Below are 18,618 nucleotides of genomic sequence, written 5' to 3'. Positions count from 1 at the left end.
ATGGCAGGAACGGCTGCGGCGCAAGCCTCCCCATCGGGTAGGACTCCGGCACCGGCGATCGAACCGATCGGACGGTTAACCCAGTCCAGCCCAGAATTCACAGTTGCTTTCCAGAGCCGGGTTCTTGGGCGCGATCCTGGCGAGGCCGAGCTCCTGGACGTCACCTTCCGACTTGTACCGTTGCCATCCCGGCACACCGTAGCCGTTCGGGTTGCCGGTGTGCGCGAACGTCGTCCAGTAGCGAACCATGTTCTTGGACAATGCTTCCTGCGCTGGCGTGAAAGGCTGCCCGAAGAGGCGGTTCCACAGGTAGTTCAGTTCGAAGGCGTGGGTGGCACCTTCGTCGAAGTTCGGCCAGTCGACAATGGACGGTGCTGTCCGGTCGGTGAACTGGTACGCGTACACCGGGGCGCCGGTCTTGAACAGGTTGTAGGTGTTGATGTGGCCGCAGGTGGACAAGTGCCCGGGCACGTCCGTCTGCCACGTCGCCAACGCGATGCTTGGGCTGGCGTAGTTGCCGACCGGGTAGCGGGCCAGCACCTTGTCCGCCGCCGGGCCGAACGTATCCCTGGTGACCTGCTCGTACTGCGCCACGGTCACGGGCTTTCCGGCGCCGTCGTACGTCAGGCCGACGAACAACCGCATCTCGTCCAAATTGCTGCCCCACAACAGCGGCACGCGGTGATACTTGCCCTGCCTGATCGCATCCGGTGGCTGCAGCGGCAGTTCACGTCCACCGACAACCGGTGCCCCGCCTGGCCACGCGGTCAACAGGTCCTTGACCGGCTTGCCCCGCAAGCAAGCCACATCCGCGCAACCGACGGTTGACGAAAGCTGCGCGCCTGCCGCGTAAGCCTGTTGCGGTGTGGTCGTTTCCTCGACACAGCTGAAGCTTTGCCCGATGGCCTTCTGGAACAGGCCCTTCGCCAACGGCGACACGATCACGTCACACACACTCGCGGCACCGGCCGACTCGCCGGAGATCGTGACGTTGCCGGGATTTCCGCCGAACGCAGCCGCGTTTCGTTGCACCCAGCGCAATCCAGCCAGCTGATCCTGGAAACCGTAGTTCCCGGACTGGTTTCCAGCCTCCGCGGTCAGCCCTGGCGTTGCGAGATAGCCCAACGGGCCGAGCCGGTATGCGACCGTCACCACGATCACGTTGCCTTGCGTGACCAGCTTGACCGGGTCGTATTGGGTCGCGGCGCCGCTGGTGAAGCCGCCGCCGTGGTACCAGACAATCACGGGCAGCGGCCGATTCACCCGCCTGGGTGTCGTAACGTTCAGATACAGGCAATCCTCATTGACCGACTCGGACGGCCCGAAGCCGGGAAGTTGCGCGCAGAACTCGCGCGGTTTGGTGGCGTCCAACGGTTCCCGCCAGCGGGCCGCCGGTTGTGGTGCACGCCAGCGAAGTGCGCCGACCGGCGGCTTGGCGAACGGAATCCCTTGGAACGAACGGACTTCTCCGGTCATCGCGCCCTGGACAGGGCCACGGTCGGTGAAAACGCGCGTTGCTGGCGCGGCATTCGCCGGACCGGCCAGCAACCCAAGCAGACCAATCGTTGTCAGTACCAATCCTCGCCATTTCACCCATCCACTTTGGCACTCCGACCGGTGCGCCCGCTTCCCCTTCAGGTATGACTCTCAGGCGCCGGTGGTCGAGCCTGGGCGCACGATCATCAGCACGGTCACGATCACCCACAACACGTTGAAAATCCCGGTATACATCGCCAGCCTGGCGTTTCTCGCCGGCGCGTCGAGCACCTTCGCCTGGATCGGCAAGATCACCAAGGCAAGATTCTCGCCAGAATGATCAGCCGCGCAGCCAGCGGATCGTGTCCGACAAAGCGGCAGCGATCATCGACGCCGGGGCAGGCGCGCCATCAGCAGCGATGGTTCCCGCGTGGGCGTGGGCATAGGCCGCGCATCCCGCAGCGAGCCATGGATCGACGCCGGCAGCCAAGACAGCGCCGAGAATCCCGGACAGGACATCACCTGAGCCAGCCGTGGCCAACCATGCTGATGGCGACTGGTTGACGAGCACGCGACCATCCGGCGCCGCGACGATTGTGTTGGAGCCCTTGAGAAGAACGTCCGCGTTGACGCGCCGAGCAAGTGATTTCGCTGATGCCACACGGTCTTTGCCGAGTGGCGCCAGCCGGGCGAACTCGCGGTCGTGTGGTGTAAGGACAACCGGCGTGTCCGGGTCGCGATGATCCCACAGGGTCGGGTGTTCTGCCAGCAGGGTGATCCCGTCGGCGTCAACACAAACCGGAACCCCGACGCCGAGGACGTACTGCATCAGTTCACGACCTGCCGTGCCTGTCCCGATTCCCGGGCCGACGACCCAGGCCTGGACCCGTCCAGCGTCCTCAATTGCCCCTGTGGCAACGACTTCCGGCCATCGCTGGCTCACGACTTCGGCCGCTGTCCCGGCGTAGCGCACCATCCCGGAGGTCGCGAGCACGGCACCACTGGCCGACAGGACCGCGGCGCCGGGATACGTCGCCGATCCGGCGGCGATTCCCGTGACACCTTGGGTGTACTTGTCGTCCTTGGGACCAGGGATTGGCCACGCGTCGGCGACATCGAGGCGCTCGATGATCCCGAAGTCCGGCTCGCCCAAGGATTCCGCGAGCCCGATGTCGAGCACCCGGACCACACCACACCTCGGGCTCAAGGCGTGCACGGGTTTGCGGCCGCCGAATGTGACGGTGATGTCCGCGTCCACGCACGGGCCGTCCTCCGCGCCCGTGTCCGGGTCGACGCCGCTGGGGAGGTCGATCGCGATGATCGGGGCGTCGATCTGGGCCACGAGGTCGGCGGCTTCCGGGCGTAGTGGGCCTTTTCCGGAAATACCGACAATCCCGTCGATCACCACGTCCGCCGGGCCGGGTTCGGTGACGATCCGGCCACCCGCCCGGCGGAAGGCCTTGAGCCCTTCGGCGTGCGCACGCTCGGGTTTCAGCAGGAACGCGTCGACCGCGATGCCCCTGCGGCGCAGGAAAGCGCCCGCCCAGAGCGCGTCACCGCCGTTGTTTCCCGCGCCGACGAGCAGCAGGACTTTCCGGGGCTGGAACTCCGCGGCGCAGACCGCGACACCGAAGGCTGCGCGCCGCATCAGGGTCGCTTCCGGCACGGTCTTGAACAGCTGCTGCTCGGCGGCCTTCACCCGGTCCGTTGTCCACACTCCGCGCATATCGACAACCGTACGTCCTGCCGCCGTGTCCACCACTGCAACACGGTGTGTCCACCGTTCCGGCACACCGAAAGGCACTTTCCGGCATACAGAGATCGCAGGCAGGCGGGGCCGGGGGAATTTCATGGTGTCGCAATGGTGGACACGGTGTTCCAGAACGGTGGACACGGTGTTCCGGAACGGTGGACACGGGGTGGGGGCTTGGAGTCGCGGGATTGGGAATCGTTACCAGTAAAACCAAGGTCGACCATCCGGTCACCGTGAGCACCTGGAACTACACCCATGACATCGAATACCGCCGTGAACTCAGCAAATCCAATCGGGTTCACGAATACACCGAGACCGTCGACGACCAAGGCTGGTGTTTCAGCCAGAAGCCAGAGAACAAGGAGGCGTGGTTGACCATGTACACCCAGGCGTGCGCCGAGGACTTCCTAGCCCGAAGGGGCGCCAAACCGGGCAACTTCGTCGTCACCGTCTACCGTGCATTCCCGGACCGCAGGGTCCTGGTCATCGCGATCCGTATGAAATGGGCACCGGGGCGCCTAGCCTGACTCCATGGAGCCTGACCGGATCCGTGCCAAAGAGCAGGTGAACGAACCACCGCGCACCGAACCTGTGGCCAACGCCAAAGAAGACGCCGTCTTCGCTGGCGGCAACCAGATGATCGCGCGGCTCATCGCGGGCGAATCCGAAGGGCTTCCCGGTGACAACGTGGCCGACCAGATCCGTGGCCGGCTCGGTGGCGGCAGTCCGTTGCCCGCCCAGCTGCGTACCCAAATGGAAAGCGGTCTGGGCCAGTCGCTTGGCGACGTACGGCTGCATACGGACTCCGCCGCCGCGAACCTGTCGGATCAGTTGGGCGCGCGTGCGTTCACCACGGGCAATGACGTCTTCTTCAACTCCGGGGTCTACAACCCGAGCAGTACCGAGGGCTATCACACGCTGGCCCACGAGGTGACGCACACGCTCCAACAGTCCGCCGGGCCCGTCGCGGGTACGGAGGTCTCGCCTGGACTGTCCGTGAGCGACCCACACGACCATGACGAGCGTGCGGCGCACGCGGCTGCCGACAAACTGACGGCCGAGCGTGGGTGATCAGGTGCGTCCGGGGGCCATCGGATAACGTCGCCCCATGGCACGCGCCAAGCAGCTGGCCTACGAGCTGGCACTTCCCGGCCCGCACTCGGTGTTGCGGGGTGACCTTGGCCTGGCCGGGCAGCCCGGAGTGCTGTTCACGCCCACGTCAGGCCATGGCTTGCCGGCCATCGCGTTCGGCCATGGCTGGCTGCAGCCGCCGCTGCGCTACCACGGCCTGCTGCGCCACCTGGCCACGCACGGCATCGTCGTGGCGGCGCCGAGCACCCACACGGGTCCGCTCGGGTCGCATCGGCTGTTCGCGGCCGATCTGCTGGCCGCGCTGAAGACGTTGGTGTCCGTTCAGCTGGGTGACGGGCAGGTCAAAGTTTCACCCGATCGGTTGGGCCTTGCCGGGCATTGCTTCGGCGGCGGCAGCGCGGTACTGGCCGCGGCTGAGGACTCGCGGATTCGGGCGGTGGCCACGTTGGCGGCCGCTGAGTCGCGTCCGTCCGCGGTCGACGCTGCACGGCACTGCCGGATGCCTGGGCTGTACCTGACGGCCGGGCTGGACCTGGTCGCGCCGCCCGTCGGCAACGCCGAGCTGATCGCGCGCTGGTGGGCTGGGCCGGTGCAGGTCCGTGAGCTGCCGAAAGCCGGGCACCTCGGGTTCACCGAGGGGCGGCACTGGAGCCAGTTGCTGTTGGCGGGCAAGGGTGAACGCAAGACCCAGCGGATTTCGCGCGCGCTGCTGACCGCGTTCTTCCTCAAGCACCTGACCGGCACGGACGCTTACGACGAGCTGCTGGACAACGACATCAAGGGCGCCAAGATCCTCGAGTCACCGGTTCTGCATCCAGGTGTTTGAGTAGTAGCCGGTCTCTTCGCCATCGTCAGGGGGCGCTGCTGGCCGGGGTGCGTTGCGACGGCTGAGCCACGGGTTTTTGGGCTCTGGTTCTGGCGGTTTGGCTGCGGCTTGTTCGGCTTCTCGGCGTGCCACTTCGTCCTGGTACGCCTTGTTCGCGGCCTCGCCCTGCTGGTACTCGGCGACGGACTGCGCGACGCCCGCGCGGTGTCGTGCGGAAATCTCGGCGAACTGGGCGCGCATGGCGACGACGGCCGGGTCGGATTCGTCGATCATTGCTTCCCCTTCGGGCCGAAGGCGCCGTACGGGTCGTCGTCACCGATCACCATGGGGACTGCCAGCTCCACGGCGTCGTCGAACAAGTCGCCCTGGGTACGCCATTTGCTCTGTCGTTCCTGGTCACCGCCTTGACCGCCGCCACCACCCATCGCGCCCATGGGCATGCCACCCATCGGCGCTCCTGCTGGCGGCCCGCCCGCTGGCGCACCTGCCGGTGGCCCTGCGGGTCGCGCGTCGGGGGTGCCGTCGTGCGCGGCTGGGGCTTGGATTCCGGCCATCGAGCCTGGTGGGAGTGGCGGTTGTGGGCTTGAACCGGAGCCTGCGGAACCTCCTCCGCCGCCACCTGACCCGGCGCCTTCGGAAGCACCACCTCCGCCTCCACCGCCTGACCCGGCGCCTGTGGCTGGGTTGACTGGTTGCGGTGGCGCGCTTGGTTGTTCCGGTTTGCTGCCGAAGTCCATCTCGTACCGCTTGCCGTCGACCGTGACGCCGACGCGGTCGGCGGACTGCGAGTGGATGCCGATGTGTGGCGAAGGCTTGGCTGGCGCCGATCCCGTGATCTTGCCGAAGGGGTCGAGGTCGGTGGTGGCCTGGATTCGTTTCAGGGCTTCGTTCAACGCGGTCCACGAGTTGGCGATCGCGGTCGTGGTCTCACCGATCAGCTTGCGTAGTGCGGAGATCGCGTTGAAGTAGCTGTCGCACATGGCATCCAGCGCGTTGATGGTCTCGTTGCTCCACCAGTGGCCACCGACCCCACCCTCATTGAGGTCTACTGTGGACGGACGGGTGAGTTCCTCGATCGGAATGGGCCGACCGAACGGCGGCCCGCCGGCGACCGCGACATCGAGCCGATCGACCTGCTGGCGCCGTAGATCAACGCCTTCGGACAGCGTGAACGTCTTAACTTGGCTGCCCACAGCGGTTTTCAGCTCGGTGATCGCTTCTTTTGTTGTGGTACGAGCACCATCCAGCGCGGCTGCGAACTGGTTGAGCGTGTCACGGAACTTCGTCGACGCTTTGCCCAACTGGTCAAGCTTTTCCACCGCGGTCTCAGCCGCGGGCCCGGACCATGCGTCGGTCAGCCGGTTGCGGATCGAGTCCGCGGTGCCGCGCATCTCATCGCTCGACGCGCGCAGATTGCCGAAACGTTCGATGTCGCCGAGCATCGGGCCGAAATCGATCCCGCCGAGATCGTCGACCATCCGGTCGTCTTCGCCGTTCCACGGCCGCGCCGCCCACCCACGCGCGCCGTTTTTGCTTGCCGGGTGGCCATTCCAGCATTGGTAGAGCTCACCGAACCGGCCGGTACGCGTGGACAGGTTGTCCTTGAACCACTTGAACGTCTCAAGCAACTCGGTCGTCGAGTCAATGTCCTTGGCGTTGACCGGTTTCAGCGGAGCAGTGATGTCATCGGAGGTCATTGCCCGCGCTCCTGATCCGCGCCGCTACCTCGGCATCCGCTTCGACGGTCTTCTGCTGCGCCGTGGCCAACGCCTCGGCGAGTGCGTTCACAGTCGGCGTCGCCTTGTCCAACACGCCACGCAAGGTCTCACGCAGTTTGGTGTACGTCTGGCCGACGCCGGTCCGTGCCGCGATCACACCGAACTTGTCCGCAGTCAACCCGTTGTCGGCCTGCGCGTACGCCCGCGCCGCGGCCAACGCGGCGCCGAACTCCGCCATCTCCTTGCTGATCGCGGTGACAAGCTCGTGATTGACTTCAAGCCTGTCCTTCATTCATCGCCCCCACACCAGGTTCAGCGCAGCCAGCTCTGGCCAGACATGTCCTCGTCGTCGTCTTCCTGCGCCCGGCGCCTGCCGCCGGACGCGGGCGCCTGCGGTTGCTGGCGCACCGGTTCGTCCTCGTCATCGAAGTCGCCGAACCTCATCACCGGTTCCGGCGCCGCTGCCCGGATCGCCTCAGCTTCCGGCACCGGATCGGGGATCGGCGGTGGCGGCGGGAAACCGATCGGAGGCGTCGGCGTCGACCACGCGTCCTGCTTCGGCTGCTCATCATCGAAGTCACCAAAGGACATCACGGTTTCCCGTTGCGGCGCCGTCCACGGCGACTGCGCCTGTTCCTCCTGTGCCTTCTGTTGCTTCTCTGCCTCGAGCCGCTCGTAGAACTCGCGGTTCTCCTCGGTTTTCTGCCGGTGCTCTTCCTCGATCTTCTCGGTCTGCTCGCGGTACTCGATGGCGATCTCGTTCGCCGCCGACTCGAACTGCGCCGTCACGCCCTCGTACTCGGCGAGGATGCGGCGCACCTCAGGGTCCGAGTAGTCGATCTCGTACACGCGCGAACTCCTTACCTGACGTCTTCGTCGAGCACACCGGCGATCCGGGCGGGCTCATTCTCGTCGGCGAACAGATCACCCGTCACCGACCACTGTCCGCCGCTTCGCTCGGTGTCGCCACCACCGCCACCGCCCGCGCCCATGCCACCCATCATCGGCATGCCACCCATGCCAGAGGCCGCCTGGTTCTGGTTCGCTGGCTGGCCACCGTCATCGGGGATCGCGGCGAGTCCCGCTTCCCCGGCCGCGGGCGCGACCTGGTTGAAGTCGTCGCCGCCGGACAGCAGGTCGCCTTGCGTGGACCAGGGCGAGTCGCCGAAGCCCGCGTCACCGGTGCCGACGCCGAAGTCACCGACGGCCTGCGTGCTCGTGGTCTGCGACGGCTGGTCCGATTCAACGGCTGAACCGTTGCCTCCTCCGAACGCTGCTGCTTCGGCTGTGCCAGCGCCCGCGAATGCTGCTGGGGTTGCGCTGGCGACGTCCTGGCGCGGCCCGTCGGTCTCGAACGAGCCTCCGAAGCCTTGGACCTGGGCCGCGTGCCGTCCTTCTTGGGTTTCGTACCTGGCGTTGGCGGGCTCGGCCTGGCCGACCTGCGGGTTGGCCGGGTCGCTGTAGTCCAATGTGTACGTCGTCGGCTCGCCGGTGCCGTCGTTCACGGTCAGCTTGACCACGTCCGGCTGGCCAGGCGGGTGCTCGGCGGTGATGGTGACGTTGCCGTCCTCCAGCACGATCTTGCCGTCCGGGCCGGGCTTCAACGTCTGGGTCGGGTCGCCACCGGCCGTGTCCGGCAGGGTTTGCACCGGTTTGCCGTCTGCCCCAAGGACCGGCTGGCCGTCTGGCTGTTGCCCTTGGCCTGGGGTGCCGGTCCCCGGAGTGCCTGGCGTGCCAGTGCCTGGGGTTCCCGTGGTCGGCTGGCTGAAGTCCATGTCGTAGGTCTTCGGCTTGCCGGTGCCGTCATCCACGGTCACCTTGACGTGGCCTTCGCTGTCCGGGCTGGTGACCGAGATCTTCTTGCCACCCTCGTCGATGGTGACGGTCTCGCCCGTGGCCGGCCCGCCCTTGCCAGGGTCGACGATCGGTTCACCAGGGACGTCGCTCGGGTCAGTCGTGTCCGACGGGCCATCGGTCGGAGCTGGCGGATAGGGCGGAGGCATCGGCGGCGGGCTGCCGGTACCAGGACCAGGGCCACCGGAACCAGGGCCGGGACCACCAGAACCTGGGCCAGGACCACCGGAGCCGGGACCGGGACCACCCTGACCGGGCTTGTCCTTTTCCTTGTCTTTGTCCTTGGGCTGGTCCTCTGGCGGTGGCTTCTTCGGCTGGTCGCCGCCGCCCTTAGCGAGCTCGTCCAGCTTGGCGAACGGCTGAAGGTTCAAGCCGCTGGACGCGTTCATCATGCTCTGCATGTGCTTGTCGACGGCGTCGTAGCACTCTTTGATCAACCGGCGGAACGTCCCGACATTGGTGCTGTACTTCTCACAGAAAGCGTCCAGCCTGCCCTTTTCGACGTCGTTGTACCAGATTCCGAACATGGCCTCCCAGATAGGAACCCCAGGCTTCGAACTGCGGGCGACGTCCAGGTTGTACGGGTCCCGGTTAAAGTCCTTGCCTGTTCTCAGGCAGAAGTCGATCTGGTCGATGGCCTCGCTGAAGTGCGCGATATCGACGTTCTCGTCGTTGCCGAGGTAATCCTTGAAATACTGGTCGGTCTGCCCGGTGGCGTAATCGACAAGTCGCTGGATGCACTTGCGGGATTCGTTGGCGAGACCGGCCAGATGGGTGGCGAGCTTGTTGGCCGAATCCTGATATGTCTTGGACGCGGTACCCAACGCGTTGATCTTGCCGACCGCGGTCTGGCCATTGTTGTCCTGCCAGTTGTCGTCCACCCGACCCGCGACCGTCTTCACCTCGTCGGAGAAGTCGGCCATGAAGGTGGCCGAGTCGGTCAGCCTGCGGGCGGTCTCCAGGATCGGGCCGAACTCGATCGCCTTCAGCTTCTCCAGCATGTCGCCTTCGGGCTGGTCCTTGTGGTCGCCCCAGCAGGGCTCCTTCATGAACCGGTTGCCCGACACCTGGTGGTGCTGCCAGCGGCGATAGATGATGCCGTTGCCGCTGCCGCTCGACAGTTCCTTGTGCCACCGCCCGATCGCGTCGTCGATCATCTTGCGCGCCGTCGTCTGATCGACGTCTGGATCCTTCAGAGTCCGATCGGCGGCATCCTGAACAGGGCGTGGTGTCATGTCGTCACACCGCCTCGGCCTGGTTCTTGAACGACTGCTTGTTCTGCTGCTCGGTCTGCGTGGTCATGCCCACCGACTGCTGCAGCGCGGTGACCAGCGAGGCGGCGTACTGCTGGCCGGTGGTCACCGAGGCCGACAGGGTGTCGAGACTTTGCTTGACGAAGTTGCCGGCCGCGGCGGCGTTGTTCGTCTGGCCGAAGTGGTTGGCCTGGACCTTCGCGTTCTTGATGTGCGTCACCAGCCGAGTGAGCCCGATGCTGAGGTCCTCAAGTCGAGGAACCAGGAGCTTCAGTTCCTCGGGATTCATCTTGACGTCAGCTTTGCCTTCCGGCATGGCTCCCCCTTACTCCACTTCGACAACGTTCTCGACTTCGACGCGCGGGGAGCGCGATCGGTGCCATCGTGTTTCGTCCGGTAAGGAATGTACCCAGGTCATCCTGGTCGCGACGGGTGAACGTGGCTATTGCCGCCAGTTCGGTGGGGGCGGCTGCTGGTATCCCGGCGGAGGCGGGCCGGGTGGCGGACCGTAACCAGGCGGCGGGCCTGGTGGAGGCCCATAACCGGGCGGTGGCCCGTAGCCTGGAGGGCCGGACGGGCCGGATCGCTGACCGGGTTGGTCGAACGCCTTGGCCACCATGGGCAGCAGCGACGTGACCGCAAGGCCGATTCCGATGAGAGCCTGGATGATCATCACGCCGGTGGTCTCGAACTCGAAGTACAGGAAATAGATTCCTTGACCGGCGTAACGGGTGAAGAAGCTTGCCACCATCGCAAGCGTGTTCAGACCACCCGCGATCACCAGCAGGATCGCACCCACGCGCTGCCTCGACAGCAACATGATGCCGCCGATCAGACCAAGCAGTGCGTTGATCACCCAGATGGCGAATGCGGAGATCTCTCCTTGCATCATCGAGTAGCCCCCGGTCAGCAGGCCCCAGAGGATCGCGACGATGCCTACGACGATCACGATCGGCGGCGGGGCTGGCGGCCTTGGCATCGGCGGACCGAACCCAGGCGGGCCGAACCCCGGTTGCTGCCAGCCTTGGTTGGGTGGCGGGCCGTAGGTCATTGGACTACCTCCACGTCGGCGGACGCTGCTGGTATCGAGGCTGTGGTGGTCCATAGCCGGGTGGGCCAGGCGGCGGGCCATAACCCGGAGGCGGAGGCATCGGCCGCGGTCCCGCAAGCGCTTGCGTCGCCTGCGCGTTGGCGGACGAAAATCATGATTCCGGCGATAACCGCCACAAGCGCCGGTACGAGTGAGAAAACATTTCCGCCAGTCACACTTCCGACGCCGAGCAGAATGCCCAGAATGCCGAGCATCACCAGATTTCCTGGCAATGGCGGTTTCGGTTGCGGCGCTGGCCCGAACTGTGGCGGTGGCCAGTTCTGGTTCGGGGGCGGGCCGTAGGTCACACGCTCAGCGTAACCAGCCCGCCCCCGTCCCGAGGGCTAATCAGGAGACTGCCGAGACCACTCCGGCCAGGCGGTTCGCCGCGGCTTCCGCCGCCGCTTCACTCGTCGCCTCGACCATCACTCGAACGAGTTGCTCGGTGCCCGACGGGCGCAGCAGCACCCGGCCGGTCTCTCCGAGCTCGGCCTCGACCTCAGCGACCGCGTCGTTGACCGACGAGGCCTTCGCGACCCTTGCTTTGTCCGCGACCTTCACGTTCACCAGCACCTGTGGCAGGCGCTGCATCACGCCCGCGAGCTCAGCCAGGGACTTGCCTGTCGCGGCGACGCGGGCCATCAGGCCCATCGCGGTGAGCAGTCCGTCGCCGGTGGTCGCGTGGCTCGGCAGCAGGACGTGGCCTGACTGCTCGCCGCCAAGCGAGTAGCCGCCGTTACGTAGCTCCTCCAGCACGTACCGGTCGCCGACGGCCGTCGTGCGGATCGTCACACCGGCTTCGCGCATGGCGAGGTGCAGGCCGAGGTTGCTCATCACGGTGGTCACGAGCGTGTTCTGCACGAGCTCGCCACGGTCCTTCATGGCCAACGCGAGCACAGCCATGATCTGGTCGCCGTCGATCAGGTTGCCGTTGGCGTCTACGGCCAGACAACGGTCTGCGTCGCCGTCGTGCGCGATGCCCATGTCCGCGCCTTCGGTGAGAACCGCCTGGCGCAGGCCGTCGATGTGTGTCGAACCACACTCTTCGTTGATGTTCTCGCCGTCTGGCAACGCGTGGATCGCGATCACTTCGGCGCCAGCCTCACGGTAGGCGCGCGGCGCAGCTGCCCATGCGGCGCCGTTCGCGCAGTCCACCACGACCTTCAGGCCGTCGAGACGCTGCGGCGACGCGGCCAGCAGGTGCTCGATGTAGCGGTCGAGCGCGTCAGGGACCGTGTAGATCCGGCCGACGCCCGCGCCGGTCGGACGGTCGAGTTTCGCGTCCATTCCGGCTTCGATCTCGTCTTCGACGTCGTCCGGCAGCTTGTGGCCGCCCGCGGCGAAGAGCTTGATCCCGTTGTCCGGCATGGGGTTGTGCGATGCGGAGATCATCACGCCAAGGTCGGCGCCGAGGTTGTCGACCAGGTAGGCCACCCCCGGCGTCGGCATGACGTCCACCTGCAGCACGTCCGCGCCAGCCGATGCGAGGCCCGCGGCGACCGCGGCCTGCAGCATCTCGCCGCTGGCCCTCGGGTCACGACCGACTACCGCGACCGGGCGGTGCGACCGGTCGTGTTCGGCCAGCACCCGGGCGGCTGAGGCGGAGACCGCCAAGGCCAGTTCCGGCGTCAGGTCGACGTTCGCAAGCCCACGCACGCCGTCGGTGCCGAACAACCGGCTCAATGAAACCTCCCTGAAGTAGCAGAACGGGAGCAGCAGAAAAATCCTGCTGCTCCCGTTCGCGGGCTGAATGTGTCAGCGCTTGCTGTACTGAGGCGCCTTGCGGGCCTTCTTCAGACCGTACTTCTTGCGCTCCTTGACCCGGGGGTCACGGGTCAGGAAGCCGGCCTTCTTCAGCGCCGGGCGGTCCTCGGCGTCGATCTCGATCAGCGCGCGGGCGATCGCGAGCCGCAGCGCACCGGCCTGGCCAGTGATGCCGCCACCGCGGAGGTTGGCGCGCACGTCGAAGAGCTCCGGCTTGTCCAAGATCACCAGAGGCTCACGGATGAGCTGCTGGTGCACCTTGTTCGGGAAGTACTCCTCGAGGCTCTTGCCGTTCAGCTTGAACTGGCCGGTTCCCGGGGTCAGCCGAACGCGGACCACGGCTTCCTTGCGGCGGCCGACGGTCTGAGCGACCTCGCCGGGGGCGGGCACGCGCACGACCGGGGCAGCCGCGGGGGCCTCCTCGGCGACGACCTCAGCCTCAGCCTGGTCGGCGACGACCTCGGGGGCCTCAGTGGCCTCGACAGCCGCTGGGGCGTCAGGGGTCTCGGTGGTCAGGTTCTCTTCACTCACTGGGCAACCTTGGTGATCTCGAAGGGCGTCGGCTGCTGCGCCGTGTGCGGGTGCTCAGGGCCGGCGTAGACCTTGAGCTTCTTGCCCTGGGCGCGGCCGAGCTTGTTCTTCGGCAGCATGCCCTTGACGACCTTCTCGACGAGCCGGTCGGGGCGAGTGTCCAGCAGTTCGCCGAAGGACTTCTTGGTGAGTCCGCCGGGGTAACCGCTGTGCCGGTAGGCGAAGGCCTGATCCCGCTTGCTGCCGGTGAGGACCACCTTCTCGGCGTTCACGATGACGACGAAGTCACCAGTGTCCACATGCGGGGCGTAGGTCGGCTTGTGCTTGCCGCGCAGAAGGGTGGCGACCTGCGTGGCAAGGCGGCCGAGCACCACATCCTGGGCGTCGATCACGTGCCAGGCGCGGGCCACCTCGCCGGGCTTCGGGCTGTACGTGGGCACGGGTCTACCTCATCGTCAAAACTTGCGTCTGGGTACCTGTGCGGGGCCGGACCCACGGCAGGTCGGACCCACCAAGGGCGCGCTAGTCACACGCCGCGCCGCACAACAACGATAGAAGATACCTGGTGCGCTCCCGGAGGGTCAAAACGCCCCCCTCTAAGCCGACCGGGCGGCCAGCCGGGCGGCCCTGCGATAGCCTCCCGATCTGGGACTTCTTTCCAGGGGGACGTGATGCGCGTAACCAGGTTGGCACTGGCTACCAAGGTAGTCGTCACCGCGGTTCTGGTGGCCGGGTGTGGCCAGGCGGTGACCGGCTCGCCGCTCGCGAATCCGGCCGACGCGAAGGCAGCAGGCCAGCGCCTGTACAACGCGAGCGTCGACGCCGTGAAGAAATACATCAAGGACGCGACAGACTTCCGGGGCACGGTCTACCGGTACGGCGTGATCAAGGACAAGCGGTCCGGTTCCGAGGTGAACGTCAGCATGCGCGGAACGCCGCCCGCGTTGATCACGAAGATCAAGTCCACCTCGCACCCTGGCTTCGACTACGACCTGTTCCGGCCGGCCGACGGTGACCGGCAATACATCCGGCTCGGTCCCGGCTACGCGAAGCTGGCGCCGACGTCATGGGTCTCCGAGCTTGCCCGGCCTGTTTCCGGGTTCTCCTGCGCCATCGCGGGGCTGCAGACGCTGTGCAAGCTGCTCGACGCGATGGATCAGACTGCGAAGGGCAATCCGAGCGACCCGCAGAGCGTCGGGCTTGACGACGGCGCGACCGAACTGCGGACCGGGATCTCCCTGAAGGCGTTCATCGACAACTCGGTGATCCCCATCCCGTCGGACATCACCGCGACGGTTGACGCACAGACGATGGGCCGGATCTTCCCGACCAAGATCGTCGTGAACGCCGACGGCACGCTGCGCAAGGTCGAGGTCAAGGGCGAGGCCCCCGGCAAGGACGGCAAGATCCAGCTCGAAGTCGGCTACGAGGCGCGCGGCCGGTCCGCGAGCGACGACTTCCCGCCGCTGCCAGCCGCCGACCAGACCACCGCACTGGCGGACGAGGCGGCCTCCAACGATTTCTGGGCACGGCTCGGGGCGATCCGCGGCTGACGCGAAGCGCCAGCGCGCGGCATTCGCCTGCGATAGCGTCGCTGCCGGAACTTCTTTCCGGGGGACATGATGCGAATAACCAGGCTGGTACTGCTCGCCGTACTACTTGTCGCCGGTTGCGGTCAGTCCGTCGCCGGGTCGCCGGTGCCGAACTCGGAGGCAGCGAAGAAATCAGCCGAACGGCTGTACAACCAGGGCATCTCGGCGATCAGCGGCTATTTCACCAATGTGAACAACTTCCGAGGCTCGCTCTTCTTCTACGCCGCGGTGAATGATCGCAAGAGCGGTTCGGACATCGACGTCGCGATGCGCGGGGCACCAGGCGAGCAGTACTCCCTGATGACGAAACACAGGTCGAAAACGCCGCCGGGATACGACTACGACGTCTATTCGCCCGCGGGCAGCGCGCTGGATTACGTCCGACTCGGCAAGGCGTACACCTCGATCGCGCCAACCCCATGGGTGTCATTGCCGACAATCAGCGACGGATACGTCTGCGCGATCAGCGGTCTGCAGACATTGTGCAAACTCGTCGACGCGCTCAGGGCGGTCGACAAGGCCCCGCCGCCCGGACGGATCACGACGGCCTCGCGACTCCCCGACGGCAGGACCGAGGTACGTACCGAGATCACGCTGAAAGCCTTTATCGACAACCGGGTGATCGGCATGCCCGCGGACGTCGCCGGGCTGATCGAACCGGAGATGATGAGCAAACTCGTCCCGCTCAAGATCATGCTCAGCAGTGACGGCGCGCTGCAGGGGGTCGAGGTCAAGGGCGCGGTGCAGGGCACCAAGAGCCGGGTCGAACTCGAAGTCGGTTATGAAGCACGCGGCACTGCCGTACCTGCTGATTTTCCTCCGCAGCCGCAAGCTGGCGACGTGACCGCGCTGCCGGACGAAACCGCGAGATCCGATTTCTGGAAGCGGATGGCCGCGGCCCAGAAATAGCTGACCTTGGAATGCGAAAAGGACCCCGGATCACCGGGGTCCTTGCGCTATCGGAGGGTGAGACTCAGCCCCAGAGACGCTTCACGCCGTGCTCGGTGGACTGGTACTCGGTCGCGGCCTGCATGGTGGCGGCACCGATCTGGGCAAGGACCTGGTTCAGGTCGTTCTGCGCCTGGTTCCAGGTGGTCTGTACGCGCTCCCACTCCTGCTTGGCGTCACCTTCGTAAGCGGCGCCGAGCGGGGCCAGCTGGCTGCGCAGGGTGTCCAGCTCGCCGTCCATCTTTCCGGCGGTGGCCTTGATCTGGTTACCGGCGTTCTCGACCGCGGCGAAATCAACCTTGATGTTCATACCGTCTGGCATTTGAAGTTCCTCCCAATGAAAAAGTCTGACTGACGAGAATGCAGAAGAAGATCTGGGTGAAGCGACTGATCAGCGGATCAGAAGGCGAAGCCGCCCTCGGTCTTCGCGAAGGTGTCCTTGGTCGCCTGCTCGTTGTGGCCGTACAGCTTGGCCGACTGGTCCAGGCTCTCGCTGATGGTCTGCAGGTCGGTCAGGATCTTCTCGGCCGCGGTGTTGAACCGCTGCACCAGCGAGTGGAACGCCTGCGCCGCAGCGCCTTCCCAGGTTCCCTCGAGCTGGGCGAGCTGGTTGCGCAGGTGAGCGATGTGCGCCTGCTGCGCCTCGCGGACGTTGGCGGTGTCAACCGACGCCTTGTGCAGCATGTCCGGCGTAATAGAGAAAGCACTACCCATTGGGAGCTACCCCCTTCTTTGAAGTTCCAGTTGCACGTTCTTTGTTCGTACAACCCTTCCGACGCAGACCCTGCCAGCTTCGGTTCCACTCTGTCCGCAGAAGTTTCGAGGTAGTTGCTCTAGTAAACGCTCTGGCGGGGAACCGGCGTTTATCGATGCGAATGCGAATGCCGAAAAACCCAGATCGACCTGCGGATATGCCGATTGGACCGGCAGTCGAGCGGCAGGATTTGCTCTTGTGAAATGTCGTCACTCGTCGGGGGAACCGGCGGCCTCAGTTCACCTTCATCGTGCGGACTACTTGATCGCAGGCGGCCATCACCCGGTCACGGCCGTTCGGGGTGTACTCGCAGCCGATGCTGACCTGGGCGCGCTTGTCGAACAACACGAACCATTCGACCGTCGCGTTGTCGACCTGCTGGCGGTAGGAGACCACGTCACGGCCTGCGTACTGGCCGTTCTCGTTCAGGTCGGACAGTCTCAGGTTCGTCGACTGCTGGTATTTCTGCCGCAGGCCGCCGACCGCCCGCTCGCGCTCGGCCGCTGGGTCGAAGGCCAGTGCCAGTTCCTGGACGATGATCGTGTCCAAGCCTTGCTCCGCGCCTTCCGGCTTCACTCTGACCTCGCGGTAGGTCGTGTCCGACGCGACCTGCTTCCAGTCCTGCGGCATCGTGAACTCGTAGTCGAACTGGGCGATCGTGCGGCCCGGCGGTGGTTCTGGTGTCGTGCCGCCTGACGTCAGGACGAGAACCACGACCACCGCCGCCACGATCGCGGCCGCCACACCACCGATCACCCACGGCTTCTTGCTGCTCTTCGGGGGCGGTGGCGGCGGGACAAATGGCGGAGGAGGCGCCAAGGGACGCGGTGGTGGCGGCGGGACGGGCGCCACACGGACGGTCGGTGGCACCTGCAAGAGCTCGTCGGGCACAGCCTTCAACGCGCCGCGAGCCACAACCGTCTCGGGCTGGTCGAGGGTGGTCGGCATGATCCCGATCCGTTCGTGCACCAGCCGCGCCACCATCGGGATCCGGCTCGATCCGCCGACAAGGAACACCTGGCTCGGCTGGGCACCGGACTCACGGATCGCGGCCGCCGTCAGCTCGACCGCCCGCCCCAGCGGCGCGACGATCAGCTGTTCAAGGTCCAGCCTGGTCACGTGCGCGTCCGCGAACGGAACCGGCATGGGCACGTCGGTATACGTGTGCCGCGAGAGGGTTTCCTTGGCGCCCTGGACATCCTGCGCGACGACACGTCTGCGCCTGCGGTCGGCGAGCTCGCGGCCTTCGATCAGGGAACGCCACGCGTCCGGGTCCGTGTTGGACACCAGTCGGCCGACGTGTTGCAGCAACGCCTGATCCACGTCAGCGCCACCGAACGACGGGTCGCCTTTTGTTGCCAGGACCCGGAAACCTGGGTTTCCCGCGCGACTGACCACGCTCACGTCCACTGTGCCGCCGCCGATGTCGAGCACCGCGATCGTGTCGGCATGGCCGGACAGGTTTTCGGCGTGGAACACCGCGGCCGCAACTGGTTCCGGGACAAGGGAAATGTGTTCGGACAGGCCGTTGGCCGCCTGGCGGAGTACCCGGGTCCGGATGCCGCCCCAGTCGGCCGGGTGCGTCAACACCAATTGGTCCACCCTGGCTCCGCCCGCGAAGCGGCGTGCTTCCTGGACAGCACGGGTGAGCACCGCGCGGATGACTTCCCTGACCGGGACCACGCTGTTGCCGAGCAGCAGTTCCGGCTCGTCGATCCGGCGCTTGGGGTTGGGCTCGTAGCGTGACGGGTCCACTGCGGCCTGACGCTCGGCCTCCAGCCCGACGAACAGGGTGCCGTCAGGCGACGCGTACACCGCCGAAGACAGCACTGGACGCCCGTCCATCGCGACGACCTGCGGTTCGCGGCCGTTGAGCGACACGGCGACACACGTGCTGGACGTCCCGAAGTCCACGGCGACGCGCAGCGTCATCTATCCAGTCACCCCCGGGAACTCGAAGCTGATCC

21 protein-coding genes are annotated in these 18,618 nt (G+C 66.1%); 5 read left to right on the top strand and 16 right to left on the bottom strand.

Going from position 1 to position 18,618, the window contains the following annotated elements; genetic code table 11:
- Nucleotides 1–75: 75 nt before the first annotated feature.
- Genes LWC34_RS23640 through LWC34_RS23630 form a run of 3 tightly spaced genes read right to left on the bottom strand, consistent with a single transcriptional unit; the run spans nucleotide 76 to nucleotide 3,202 of the window.
- Nucleotides 76–1,593 carry a carboxylesterase/lipase family protein gene (locus LWC34_RS23640; RefSeq protein WP_233727335.1) on the bottom strand — a complete coding sequence of 506 codons (1,518 nt, stop codon included), beginning with the start codon at nucleotides 1,591–1,593 and terminating at the stop codon, nucleotides 76–78.
- 54 nt (nucleotides 1,594–1,647) lie between these two features.
- Complete coding sequence (locus tag LWC34_RS23635; RefSeq protein ID WP_233727334.1) at nucleotides 1,648–1,791, bottom strand: hypothetical protein; 144 nt, start codon at nucleotides 1,789–1,791, stop codon at nucleotides 1,648–1,650.
- 25 nt (nucleotides 1,792–1,816) lie between these two features.
- Nucleotides 1,817–3,202, bottom strand: coding sequence for an NAD(P)H-hydrate dehydratase (locus LWC34_RS23630; RefSeq protein WP_233727333.1), 1,386 nt, complete (start codon nucleotides 3,200–3,202; stop codon nucleotides 1,817–1,819).
- Nucleotides 3,203–3,462: 260 nt separating this feature from the next.
- Between LWC34_RS23630 and LWC34_RS23625 the strand changes: the two genes are divergently transcribed.
- From LWC34_RS23625 to LWC34_RS23615, 3 genes are read left to right on the top strand one after another with little or no spacing between them, the layout of a single operon-like run.
- Nucleotides 3,463–3,756 carry a hypothetical protein gene (locus LWC34_RS23625; RefSeq protein ID WP_233727332.1) on the top strand — a complete coding sequence of 98 codons (294 nt, stop codon included), beginning with the start codon at nucleotides 3,463–3,465 and terminating at the stop codon, nucleotides 3,754–3,756.
- A gap of 4 nt (nucleotides 3,757–3,760) precedes the next feature.
- Nucleotides 3,761–4,300: an eCIS core domain-containing protein gene (locus tag LWC34_RS23620; RefSeq protein WP_233727331.1), complete on the top strand. Its 540-nt coding sequence runs from the start codon at nucleotides 3,761–3,763 to the stop codon at nucleotides 4,298–4,300.
- A 37-nt stretch (nucleotides 4,301–4,337) separates the two neighbouring features.
- Nucleotides 4,338–5,147: a dienelactone hydrolase family protein gene (locus LWC34_RS23615; RefSeq protein ID WP_233727330.1), complete on the top strand. Its 810-nt coding sequence runs from the start codon at nucleotides 4,338–4,340 to the stop codon at nucleotides 5,145–5,147.
- Here the strand turns inward: LWC34_RS23615 and LWC34_RS23610 are convergent.
- The 10 genes from LWC34_RS23610 to rplM form a co-directional block, all read right to left on the bottom strand.
- Nucleotides 5,121–5,420: a hypothetical protein gene (locus LWC34_RS23610; RefSeq protein ID WP_233727329.1), complete on the bottom strand. Its 300-nt coding sequence runs from the start codon at nucleotides 5,418–5,420 to the stop codon at nucleotides 5,121–5,123. The two genes, LWC34_RS23615 and LWC34_RS23610, sit on opposite strands and share 27 nt — an antisense overlap.
- Nucleotides 5,417–6,844, bottom strand: a complete 1,428-nt coding sequence (locus LWC34_RS23605; protein WP_233727328.1) for a WXG100 family type VII secretion target — start codon at nucleotides 6,842–6,844, stop codon at nucleotides 5,417–5,419. The genes LWC34_RS23610 and LWC34_RS23605 overlap by 4 nt, the downstream gene beginning before the upstream one ends.
- Nucleotides 6,831–7,157: a hypothetical protein gene (locus LWC34_RS23600; protein ID WP_233727327.1), complete on the bottom strand. Its 327-nt coding sequence runs from the start codon at nucleotides 7,155–7,157 to the stop codon at nucleotides 6,831–6,833. Before LWC34_RS23600 ends, LWC34_RS23605 begins: the two co-directional genes overlap by 14 nt.
- 20 nt (nucleotides 7,158–7,177) lie before the next feature.
- Nucleotides 7,178–7,714 (bottom strand): hypothetical protein, encoded by a 537-nt coding sequence (locus LWC34_RS23595; protein ID WP_233727326.1) that lies wholly within the window; start codon nucleotides 7,712–7,714, stop codon nucleotides 7,178–7,180.
- 11 nt (nucleotides 7,715–7,725) lie between these two features.
- Nucleotides 7,726–9,954 (bottom strand): hypothetical protein, encoded by a 2,229-nt coding sequence (locus tag LWC34_RS23590; RefSeq protein WP_233727325.1) that lies wholly within the window; start codon nucleotides 9,952–9,954, stop codon nucleotides 7,726–7,728.
- Between the two features lie 4 nt (nucleotides 9,955–9,958).
- On the bottom strand, nucleotides 9,959–10,288 hold the full coding sequence (locus tag LWC34_RS23585; RefSeq protein ID WP_233727324.1) for a hypothetical protein: 330 nt from the start codon (nucleotides 10,286–10,288) through the stop codon (nucleotides 9,959–9,961).
- 126 nt (nucleotides 10,289–10,414) lie between these two features.
- On the bottom strand, nucleotides 10,415–11,023 hold the full coding sequence (locus LWC34_RS23580) for a hypothetical protein (RefSeq protein ID WP_233727323.1): 609 nt from the start codon (nucleotides 11,021–11,023) through the stop codon (nucleotides 10,415–10,417).
- Between the two features lie 387 nt (nucleotides 11,024–11,410).
- Entirely contained in the window at nucleotides 11,411–12,745 is a 1,335-nt protein-coding gene (glmM, locus tag LWC34_RS23575) for a phosphoglucosamine mutase (protein WP_233727322.1), read from the bottom strand.
- A 72-nt stretch (nucleotides 12,746–12,817) separates the two neighbouring features.
- Nucleotides 12,818–13,357, bottom strand: coding sequence for a 30S ribosomal protein S9 (rpsI, locus tag LWC34_RS23570; protein ID WP_233727321.1), 540 nt, complete (start codon nucleotides 13,355–13,357; stop codon nucleotides 12,818–12,820).
- Nucleotides 13,354–13,797 (bottom strand): 50S ribosomal protein L13, encoded by a 444-nt coding sequence (rplM, locus tag LWC34_RS23565; protein WP_233727320.1) that lies wholly within the window; start codon nucleotides 13,795–13,797, stop codon nucleotides 13,354–13,356. Before rplM ends, rpsI begins: the two co-directional genes overlap by 4 nt.
- Before the next feature lie 231 nt (nucleotides 13,798–14,028).
- Between rplM and LWC34_RS23560 the strand changes: the two genes are divergently transcribed.
- Nucleotides 14,029–14,910: a hypothetical protein gene (locus LWC34_RS23560; RefSeq protein WP_233727319.1), complete on the top strand. Its 882-nt coding sequence runs from the start codon at nucleotides 14,029–14,031 to the stop codon at nucleotides 14,908–14,910.
- 69 nt (nucleotides 14,911–14,979) lie between these two features.
- The gene (locus LWC34_RS23555) at nucleotides 14,980–15,858 is read left to right on the top strand and encodes a hypothetical protein (protein ID WP_233727318.1); all 879 of its coding nucleotides are present in this window, start codon (nucleotides 14,980–14,982) and stop codon (nucleotides 15,856–15,858) included.
- Between the two features lie 64 nt (nucleotides 15,859–15,922).
- Here the strand turns inward: LWC34_RS23555 and LWC34_RS23550 are convergent, their stop codons facing one another.
- From LWC34_RS23550 to LWC34_RS23540, 3 genes are all read right to left on the bottom strand, one after another.
- Nucleotides 15,923–16,219, bottom strand: coding sequence for a WXG100 family type VII secretion target (locus tag LWC34_RS23550; protein ID WP_233727317.1), 297 nt, complete (start codon nucleotides 16,217–16,219; stop codon nucleotides 15,923–15,925).
- Nucleotides 16,220–16,296: 77 nt separating this feature from the next.
- Nucleotides 16,297–16,611, bottom strand: a complete 315-nt coding sequence (locus tag LWC34_RS23545) for a WXG100 family type VII secretion target (protein ID WP_233727316.1) — start codon at nucleotides 16,609–16,611, stop codon at nucleotides 16,297–16,299.
- Nucleotides 16,612–16,885: 274 nt separating this feature from the next.
- Nucleotides 16,886–18,583 carry a type VII secretion-associated protein gene (locus LWC34_RS23540; protein ID WP_233727315.1) on the bottom strand — a complete coding sequence of 566 codons (1,698 nt, stop codon included), beginning with the start codon at nucleotides 18,581–18,583 and terminating at the stop codon, nucleotides 16,886–16,888.
- Nucleotides 18,584–18,618: the final 35 nt, after the last annotated feature.

The organism is Kibdelosporangium philippinense, from assembly GCF_021390435.2.
In the GTDB taxonomy this organism is placed as follows: domain Bacteria; phylum Actinomycetota; class Actinomycetes; order Mycobacteriales; family Pseudonocardiaceae; genus Kibdelosporangium; species Kibdelosporangium philippinense.
This window is presented reverse-complemented; position numbering and strand designations above follow the sequence as displayed.